This is a genomic window from Teichococcus deserti (assembly GCF_001982615.1).
Taxonomy (GTDB): domain Bacteria; phylum Pseudomonadota; class Alphaproteobacteria; order Acetobacterales; family Acetobacteraceae; genus Pseudoroseomonas; species Pseudoroseomonas deserti.
In genome coordinates this window covers 1-9,143 of the sequence record NZ_MLCO01000302.1, presented here as the reverse complement: position 1 = coordinate 9,143, position 9,143 = coordinate 1, and the positions used below count along the sequence as shown (strand labels likewise).

Annotated in this window: 8 protein-coding genes; 2 read left to right on the top strand and 6 right to left on the bottom strand. The window is 70.1% G+C overall.

Annotated elements, in window-relative coordinates; translation table 11 throughout:
* Positions 1–334: 334 nt before the first annotated feature.
* The 5 genes from BKE38_RS24895 to BKE38_RS24875 are packed head-to-tail and all read right to left on the bottom strand — an operon-like array spanning position 335 to position 5,391.
* On the bottom strand, positions 335–1,186 hold the full coding sequence (locus tag BKE38_RS24895) for a metallophosphoesterase family protein (protein ID WP_076959912.1): 852 nt from the start codon (positions 1,184–1,186) through the stop codon (positions 335–337).
* A gap of 4 nt (positions 1,187–1,190) precedes the next feature.
* Positions 1,191–2,480 (bottom strand): ABC transporter substrate-binding protein, encoded by a 1,290-nt coding sequence (locus BKE38_RS24890; RefSeq protein WP_076959911.1) that lies wholly within the window; start codon positions 2,478–2,480, stop codon positions 1,191–1,193.
* Between the two features lie 14 nt (positions 2,481–2,494).
* Complete coding sequence (locus tag BKE38_RS24885) at positions 2,495–3,334, bottom strand: carbohydrate ABC transporter permease (RefSeq protein WP_076959910.1); 840 nt, start codon at positions 3,332–3,334, stop codon at positions 2,495–2,497.
* Positions 3,327–4,262, bottom strand: coding sequence for a carbohydrate ABC transporter permease (locus tag BKE38_RS24880; RefSeq protein ID WP_242662565.1), 936 nt, complete (start codon positions 4,260–4,262; stop codon positions 3,327–3,329). The genes BKE38_RS24885 and BKE38_RS24880 overlap by 8 nt, the downstream gene beginning before the upstream one ends.
* Positions 4,255–5,391, bottom strand: a complete 1,137-nt coding sequence (locus BKE38_RS24875) for an ABC transporter ATP-binding protein (RefSeq protein ID WP_076959914.1) — start codon at positions 5,389–5,391, stop codon at positions 4,255–4,257. The genes BKE38_RS24880 and BKE38_RS24875 overlap by 8 nt, the downstream gene beginning before the upstream one ends.
* Before the next feature lie 339 nt (positions 5,392–5,730).
* Between BKE38_RS24875 and rpsT the strand changes: the two genes are divergently transcribed.
* Positions 5,731–6,009, top strand: a complete 279-nt coding sequence (gene rpsT, locus BKE38_RS24870; RefSeq protein ID WP_076959909.1) for a 30S ribosomal protein S20 — start codon at positions 5,731–5,733, stop codon at positions 6,007–6,009.
* Positions 6,010–6,395: 386 nt separating this feature from the next.
* Positions 6,396–7,904, top strand: a complete 1,509-nt coding sequence (dnaA, locus tag BKE38_RS24865) for a chromosomal replication initiator protein DnaA (RefSeq protein WP_083747845.1) — start codon at positions 6,396–6,398, stop codon at positions 7,902–7,904.
* Positions 7,905–8,154: 250 nt separating this feature from the next.
* Here the strand turns inward: dnaA and BKE38_RS24860 are convergent.
* Positions 8,155–9,143, bottom strand: a 989-nt coding sequence (locus BKE38_RS24860) for an MBL fold metallo-hydrolase (protein ID WP_076959908.1), incomplete at its 5' end; no start/stop codon positions are given.

The following is a 9,143-nucleotide window of genomic DNA, read 5'->3' as shown; positions in this document are numbered from 1 at the left end:
CCTCCGCCGGATAGCCAGGGGTGGTCTGAAGCATGGGCTCACCTGCTGCGTCCGCGTCGTCGGCGGCGCGCATGGCGGGCCCTGCTGGCTCAGCGCATGCGGGTCGTCAGGCGCGCGGACAATCGAGAGTGACTGTCGCTGGGACTGTCGCTGGGCATGGTTCGGATGGGTTCCTGGGGAGCGGCGGGGGCCCGGAAGCCCTTGCCGCAGGTCGGACATGCGCCTTGCTCACGGCGTCGTCAAGCCGGATCGCCGGTGGCGCCGGGGCGGCGCGGATGAATTCGCGCCCATGCGGAACAGGGCGGCGGAGGGGGTCCCCCGCCGCCCGATCGGGTCAGGCCGCGACCGGCTGCTGCGGGCCATAGATCTCCGGCAGCAGGCCGATGTCGTGCGGCGCCAGGGTGTCGAGCATGCGGACGCGGCTCTCATGCCGACCGTCCTCGTGCAGCAGGTGCTCGACATAGCCGAGGCGCTTGTCGCCGACCTTCTCCTGCCAGGTGTCGCCGACGAAGAAGGCGACGGCCGGGGCCCAGATCTGCCGGATGCCCTCGACCACGCCGCGGTCCTGCGCCTGGTGCACATGGCCGGAGGCGACGAAGGCAACGTCGTGGCGGCGCAGCAGCTCGGCCAGGCGGGCGCGGGGCGCCGGCAGCACCGACCAGTAGGTCGGGTGCTGCTCGGCCAGCGTCACCTCGCAGAGCGGCTTGTGCTGGAAGATCGCCACCCGGCGTCCCCCGGCATTCGCCAGCGCTTCCTCGAGGAAGGCGAACTGCGCCTCGGCCTCGGGCAGGTCGGCGCCCATGATCAGCGTGTTCAGGCCGATCAGCCGCCAGCCCGGCACGTCCTGTACGAAGTGGCCGGGGTTGAAGTGGCGCTGCCACCGGGTCAGGCGTTCGGCATTGGCGGGGGTGGAGCCCGCCAGCGCCGGGTCGTTGCCGATGTCATGGTTGCCCGGCACCGCCTGCCAGCCGAGGCCGAGCCCGTCCATCGCCGCCCGGGCGAAGGCGAGATCCGCCTCCCCCGCATCGCCTGGCTGCTCGCCATGCGCCGAGACGTCGCCGGTGTGGATCACCAGGTCGGGCGCCTCGGCCAGCAGGTGGCCGGCCAGGATGTTGAAATTGGCGGTGAAGCCAGGATGGCGGCGCGACAGGTGGGTGTCGCTGATCTGGGCCAGGGTGAAGACCATGGGATCAGGACTTCCGCGGCAGCAGGCGGCGCACCTCGGCGGCCATGTCGGCCTGCACCTGGGCGGGCGTCGCGCGCTGCTCGACGATGCGGGCCAGGTTGTCGACCATGGTCTGGGTGACGCGCACGCTGTTGCTGCCCGGGAAGGCGTACCAGGGGATCGAGATCGGCAGCTGGCGCACCGCCGGCATGAACAGCGGGTTCTCGCGGTAGAAGGCGCCGAGATACCGGTCCTCGTCGATCGCCAGCTGGTTGCAGGGCAGGTAGCCGGTGTTCTGCACCATCATCGCCTGGCCCTCGGGCCCGGTGGAGTAGCGCAGGAACTTCCAAGCCGCGGCGCGCTTGGCCGGGTCCTTGGCGGTCAGCATGCCGGCGGCGCCGCCGGTCGGCAGGCGGCCCTTCTGGGCATCGATCACCGGCATCTCGGTGGTGCGCAGGTCGAAGCTCTTGCCGACGCTGGCGACGGCGCCGCGCACCTGGGCGGTGGTCTGGAAGATCATGCCGAGCTTGCCGGCGGCGAAGGCCTGGCGGGCGGCGGCGGCGGTCAGGTTGGGCATGCCGCCCTGCTTCACCATGCGGTCGATCAGGGTGAGCGCGCCCAGCCCCTCGGCGCCGGCGAAGCCGACATCGGTCTCGTCGGCGTTCAGCATGCGGCCGCCATGGCCGAAGAGCAGCGCGCTGAACATCCAGTCGTCGCCCGACCAGGTGAACCACATGCCCTCGACGCCGTCGCCGAGCTTGTCGATCTTGGCGGCGAGTTCCAGCACGCCGTTCCAGTCCTTCGGGAAGTTCTCCGGATCGCCGCCGGCGCGCTTCACCAGGTCGGCGTTGAAGAAGCAGACCGGGTTGGAGGCGGCATAGGCCAGGCCCGACTGCATGCCGCCGAAATGCGCCAGCTGCAGCAGGTTGGGGGTGTAGCCCTGCTGCGCCGGGTTGCCTTCCTGGGCCAGCAGCGGCGTCAGGTCCTGGGCGATGCCGCGCTCGGCGAAGACGCGCAGGCGGTTGAAGCCCTGGTAGGACAGGTCGGGCAGCTGGTTGGTCGTCGCCTGGCGCAGCAGCAGCTGGGCGCCTTCCTCGTAGTTCGGCGTGGTGACGAAGTTCACCTTGATGCCCGGCTCCTGGCGGGCGAAGCCGGCCAGGATGGCGTCGTAGCTTTCCTTGTAGATGTAGGGCTGGGCGTAGTGGACGGTGATCTCGGTCGAGCCCTGGGCGCGCAGCAGGCGCGGGGCGGCGAGCAGGCCGAGGCCAGCGCCGGCGGAGAGCAGCGCCGCGCGGCGCGAGAAGGTGGTGGTCATGTCGGGAAGCTCCGTCAGCCCTTGAGGCCGGTTGTCGCGATGCCTTCGACGAAGCGCCGCTGCGCCAGGAGGAAGGCCAGAACCAGGGGGGTGGTCATGATCACGGCGGCCGCCATCAGCGCGCCGAAATCGTCGTCGCCCTCAGTGGTGCGGAAGAACAGGACGCCGAGGGCGGGGGTGGCATGGGCCGGGCTGTTGACCACGATCAGCGGCCAGAACAGGTCGTTCCAGTGGGCCACCACCGAGAAGATCGCGAAGGCGGTGGCGGCCGGCCAGGCATTGGGCAGCACCACGCGCCAGACGATGGCCATCTCGCCCATGCCGTCGAGGCGGGCGGCATGGATCAGGTCGTCCGGCAGCGACTTGAAGAACTGCCGGAACAGGAAGATGGCGAAGACCGAGATGGTCGAGGGCGCGATCAGCGCCGTGTAGGTGTCGAGCATGCCCAGCGCACTGAGCCCGGCATAGAGCGGCAGGGCCGGCACATGCGGCGGCACCAGCAGGCCGAGCATGACGGCGCCCAGCAGCAGCTCCCGCCCGCGGAACTCCAGTTTTGCCAATGCATAGCCGGCGGGGATGGCGAAGAGCAGCTGGAAGACCAGAATGCCGCCGCAGACCACCACGCCGTTCCAGAGGTAGAGCAGAACGGGCAGCCGCTCGAAGACGGTGCCGAAGTTTTCCACCACCCACAGGCGCCTGGGCAGCAGGTTCAGCGTCGCCGCAAAAATCTCGTCGGCCGGCTTCAGGCTGGCCGAGACCATCCAGATATAGGGCAGCAGCAGCAGCAGCCCGAGGATCGTCAGGACGGCCAGGCGCGGCAGGTCGCGCGCCCAAGAGATGTCGCGCTCAACCATAATGCACCCGCTTGTCGAGGACCCGGGTCTGCAGCCACATCAGCGCCAGCACGATGGCCAGGAAGACCAGGGTGATGGCCGCCGAATAGCCCAGGCGGAAAAAGGTGAAGCCTTCCTGGTACATGCTGTGCAGCAGCACCTCGGAGGCCTTGTTGGGCCCGCCCTGGGTCAGCACCTTCACCGTGTCGAAGACCCGCACCGAGCGGATCATGGTGATGGTCAGCACGAAGAGCGTCGTCGGCCCCAGCAGCGGCCAGGTGACCAGGCGGAAGCGGGCCCAGGCCGACCGGGCGCCATCGACCTCGGCCGCGGCATAGAGCTCGCGCGGGATGGCGGTCAGCCCGGCCAGGAACAGCACCAGGTTGAAGCCCAGGTTCTCCCAGATGCCGATGCCGGCCAGCGACCACATGACCATGCCGCTGTCCGACAGCCAGGCCGGACCGGCGATGCCGAGCTGGCGCAGCATGCCGTTCAGTGGGCCGATGGTCGGGTGCAGCAGGTACTGCCAAGCCGAGGCCATGGCGACGGTCAACGACACCACCGGCAGGAAGAAGACGGCGCGGAACAGGGTGCGGCCGCGCACCCCCGCCTCGATCAGCAGGGCGATGACGAGCGCGCCGAGGATCGAGCCCGGGGTGACCACGCCGACATAGAAGACGGTGTTGACGAAGGACTGGCGGAAGCCGCGATCGGTCCAGAGCTCGGCGAAGTTCTCCAACCCGATCCAGCGCACCGAGTCGGCGCCCAGCTCGTAATCGGTAAAGGCCAGCGCCACCGCGGCCAGCGTCGGCAGCAGCAGGAGCAAAAGATAAGAAAGAATCGCCGGCAGGCTGAGCAGCCAGGCGGTGATCGCCTCGCTGCGCGCATGGCGGGCGGCCGGCGTCGCCTTGGCGGGCGCGACCGGCAGGCCGAAGGTCGCGTCAGACAAGGGCCGGCTCCGCCGCCTGGATCCGCGCCGGCAGCCGCTTGCCATCGGCGCCGAACAGCAGGGCGCGGGCCGGGTCGAAGCCGAGCGCCAGCCGGGCGCCGGCCGCCAGATGGCCGCGATTCTCGGGGGCGATGCGCAGCACCAGCCCCGTGCCATCCTCCAGCCGGGCATGCAGCAGCAGCGATTCGCCGAGGAACTCGATGCCCTCGGCCACCGCCGGCAGGCCGTGGGCCACCGGCTGCAGGTCCTCGGGACGCAGCGCCAGGGTGATCGCGCCGGTCATCGGCGCCCGCAGCCCCGTCGCCATGCCCGCGACACGCACAAAACCCTGCGAATCGGCCTCGGCGGCCAGGGTGTTGATCCTGGGCGAGCCGATGAAGCAGGCCACCCGCAGATCGGCCGGGTCGGCATAGATCGCCTCGGGGCTGGCGACCTGCAGGATCTCGCCGCCCTGCATAACGGCGACGCGGTCGGCCATGGTCAGCGCCTCGGCCTGGTCATGCGTCACATAGAGTGTGGCGGCGCCGGCGCGGCGGTGGATGTCGACGATCTCGCGCCGGGTCTGCACCCGCAGCGCGGCGTCCAGGTTCGACAGCGGCTCGTCCATCAGGAAGGCGGCCGGGCGGCGGACGATGGCGCGGGCCAGCGCCACGCGCTGCCGCTGCCCCCCCGAAAGCTGCCCGGGGCGCCGCCCCTGCAGGTGCCCGAGGCCCAGCGACTCGGCAGCCTGGGCGACATCGGCCTCGATCTGGCGGCGGGCGGCGCGGGCGCCGGGCATCAGGCCGCCGACCAGCGGCAGGCGCTGGGCCGTGGTCAGGCGGCGCAGCGCCAGCGGCACCGCGATGTTCTCGGCCACCGTCAGATGCGGGTAGAGCGCGTAGGACTGGAACACCATGGCGACATCGCGCGCCGCCGGCCGCAGCCCGGTCACCTCGCGGCCATTGATATGGATCTGGCCGGCATCCGGCCGGTCGATGCCGGCGATCATGCGCATCAGCGTCGACTTGCCGCAGCCGGACGGCCCGACCAGCGCCACGAATTCCCCAGGGCCCACCTGCAGCGAGACGCCTTTCAGCACCCGGCTGCCGCCATAGTCCCGCACCAGCCCTTCGATCCTGATCCCCGACACCACGCGCCCTTTTCACTGTCGCGGCGGCCTCTAAGGGCGGCGGATGACCGCGCCGTGCAGGTTTCGAGAAGCTTTCATTGCATTCCGGTTCCGCAAGTCCTAAGCCGGGCCCGCGGCAAGGCCTGACGGCCGGCCCCGCGCGCCACGCCTGCCGAGTCCCGCCCCCAGGGCGCGACGCCGCGGTCGCGACGCACCGGGGCATGGGCGTCATGCATTGACTCTGCGCGTCGCGGCCGGGTAGAAACCGCGCCTTCCCGCACGGAGCCATGGGGAGCCCTTCTCGGGCAAGCTGGGGCTGCGCGCGTTCCTGAGACACAGACGACTGGTTCGAAACACGCCATGGCGAACACGGCTTCCGCGCGCAAGCGCATCCGGCAGACGGCCACTCGCAACGAGCGCAACCGCGCCCGTCGCTCGCGCGTCTCCACCTTCCTCACCAAGGTCGAGAAGGCCATTGCCAGCGGCGACAAGGTCGCTGCCCAGGCCGCCTTCAAGGACGCGCAGCCGGAATACCAGCGCGCGGTGACCAAGGGCATCGTCCACCTGAACACGGTGGCCCGCAAGCTGTCCCGCCTGTCCGCCCGCATCAAGGCGCTGGGCGCTCCGGCCCAGGCCTGAGCCAGGGCTGCTCGCCCCGCCGCACGGCGGGGTGACCGGCGGATCCTGTGTTCTCGCTAAGAACCCGTTGCGCCAGGGGCGCAGCGGGGGATAGCCTTCCAGAACAAGTCTCCGCTCCAGAGTACCCAATTACATCTTGGCATTACCGTTCGCCTTCGGGCGTCGGGTTCAATTCTTTGAATCCGGCATCGAGAGCGGATCGGTGATTTGCGTCCTGTTTTCCGGCGCGCTGTAGTCTCGATCGTCAGGCCGTTCCTGCCTTTCGCCGGCAGGGGCGCCAACCGTGTCGCACGCCCTGGCCGGCGCTTCCGGCCGGGGACTTGTCGCCCCCTCGCGGGGCAGCTTTCAGCTAGGGCCCAGGGCCGAAAGGGTGGCAGGTGCTTCGCATGGAGAATGAGCTCGGCACCCCCTCCGCCGTGGCCGGCCCCGCCAGCGGGCATGTCGCGGAAGCCTGGGCCCGCATCCGCGGCCGCCTGCGCGAGGAAGTGGGCGAGGTCGAGTACCGTAGCTGGCTGCGCCAGATGACCCTCGCCGCCATCGAAGGCGAAGAGGCCGTCATCCTCCTGCCCACGCGCTTCCTGCGCGACTGGGTGCGCAGCCATTACGGCGATCGCCTGCGCAGCCTGTGGTCCGGCGAAAGCCTGGGCGTCCGCCGCGTCGACATCCGCGTGGCCCCTGACAGCCGCCCCGTGGAGGCGCCCGACGAGGCTGCCCCGGGCTCCGTGACCTCGGTCGCCGGCGGCCTGGCGGAAGGCGGCCTGGCCGGCGCCGCCCCCGCCCCGCGCGCCACCCAGGCGACCCTGGCCCTGGCCGAGCCCGCCAGCTCGCCGCCGCGCGGCGCCGAGCAGCGCTCGGCCGAGTCCCGGTCCGATTGGGCCGCCCCGCTCGACCCGCGCTTCACCTTCGACAGCTTCGTCGTCGGCAAGCCGAACGAATTCGCCCATGCCTGCGCCCGGCGCGTCGCCGAGAAGCCGGCCAGCCCCGGCTTCAACCCGCTGTTCCTCTATGGCGGCGTCGGCCTGGGCAAGACCCACCTGATGCACTCGATCGCCTGGGCCATCAGCTTCGGCGGCCAGCGCAACGTCGCCTACATGTCCGCCGAGAAGTTCATGTACCGCTTCATTGCCGCCCTGCGCTCGCAGAGCACGATGGAGTTCAAGGAGAGCCTGCGCTCGGTCGACGTGCTGATGATCGACGACCTGCAGTTCCTGATCGGCAAGGACAACACGCAGGAAGAATTCTTCCACACCTTCAACGCGCTGGTGGATGCCGGGAAGCAGATCGTGGTCTCGGCCGACAAGTCGCCCAGCGACCTGTCCGGCCTGGAGGACCGCCTGCGCACGCGCCTCGGCTGCGGCATGGTGGCCGATATCCACGCCACCACCTACGAGCTGCGCATCTCGATCCTGCAGGCCAAGGCCCAGTCGGCCGAGGTCGAGGTGCCGGCCAAGGTGCTGGAGTTCCTGGCGCACAAGATCACCAGCAACGTCCGCGAGCTGGAAGGCGCGCTGAACCGGCTGATCGCCCATGCCAACCTGTTCGGCCGGCCGATCACGCTGGAATCGGCGCAGGAAGTGCTGCACGACATCCTGCGCGCCCATGACCGCCGCGTGACGATCGAAGAGATCCAGCGCAAGGTCGCCGAGCACTACAACATCCGCCTGACCGACATGTCCTCGGCCCGCCGTGCCCGCAACGTGGCGCGGCCGCGGCAGGTGGCGATGTACCTGGCGAAGCAGCTGACCTCCCGCTCGCTGCCCGAGATCGGCCGCCGCTTCGGCAACCGCGACCACACCACGGTCATGCACGCTGTGTCGCGCGTGGCGGAACTCATGCAGGCGGACAGCACCTTCGCCGAGGATGTCGAGCTACTGCGGCGGATGCTGGAGAACTGAAGAGAAGACAGGGAAACAGGCTGGGGGAATGAATTCCCCCAGACCCCCATCTTTTTTCTTTCAGACTGCCGTGTCCACGTGGGGGCGGTACGTGAAACGGCCCTGCAACAGCGCGACCTTCCACGGCGCGCTGTTTTCATATCTGCGTCCCGCCGCGATGCCCGGGCGAGGGCGCAGGCGAGGCGCGGATCGCCGAACGGCCGGTGAACAGAAAGAAGATGGGGTCCAGGGGAATTCATTCCCCTGGCCTTCAGCTTGCCTTGCTGTACCTCGGCACCGTCCCTTTGCTCTTCCCGACACGCCCTTCCCCGACCAACCGGTTCAGATGCGCCAGCGTCTCGCCCAGCGCGAAGCCGATCTGGCGGTCTTCCTGGACGCGCGGGAACAGCACGCCGGTCGCCTCATAGGCGGTGAGCGGCGTGGCGCAGGCGGCTTCCAGCGTGGCCAGGCGCTCGGCGTGGTGGGCGGCCAGCGCGTCGATGCGGGCGTGCAGCCCGTGAAAAGGGTCGCCATGCGAGGGCAGCACCAGCGTCCCGGGCAAGATCGCCTTCAGCCGTGCGTTCGACTCGAGGAAGTCGCGCAGCGGGTCGGCCTCCGGCTCGGTGGCACCGACGCCGATATAGGGGCTGATGCGCGGCAGGATCTGGTCGGCGGAGATCAGGACCTTGAGCGCGGGGCAGTGCAGGCAGGCCATCTCGGGAGCGTGGCCGCCGCCGGTCAGGACATGCCAGTCGCGGCCGCCGATGCACAGCACGTCCCCTTCCGCGATGCGGCGGTAGCTGCGCGGCAGCGAGACCACGGCGCGGGAGTAGAGCGGCCCGCGACCGGCCAGGAAGGAGAGAAAGCTCTCGGGGCAGCCGGCGGCGCGGGCGAAGCCGAGCTGCTGCGCGGTCATCCCCTCGTCGGTGTCGAGCAGCAGGAAGCGGGCGAAAAGATACTCGCTGCGCGGCATCAGCAGGCCGGCGCCGTGGCGCTCGCACAGCCAGCCGGCGAAGCCGACATGGTCGGGGTGGAAATACGTCGCCAGCAGCCGGGTGATCGGTCGGCCGCCCAGCGTCTGCCGCTGGATCGTGGTCCAGTGGGCCAGGGTCTCCTCGCTGCGGGCGCCGGCATCGACGGCCAGCCAGGCGTCGCCATCCTCGATCAGCCAGAGATTGACGTGCCAGGGCGCGAAGCTGAGCGGCATGCGGATCCAGTGCAGGCCGGGCAGCAGCTCGAGCGACTGGCCAGGCTCGGGGG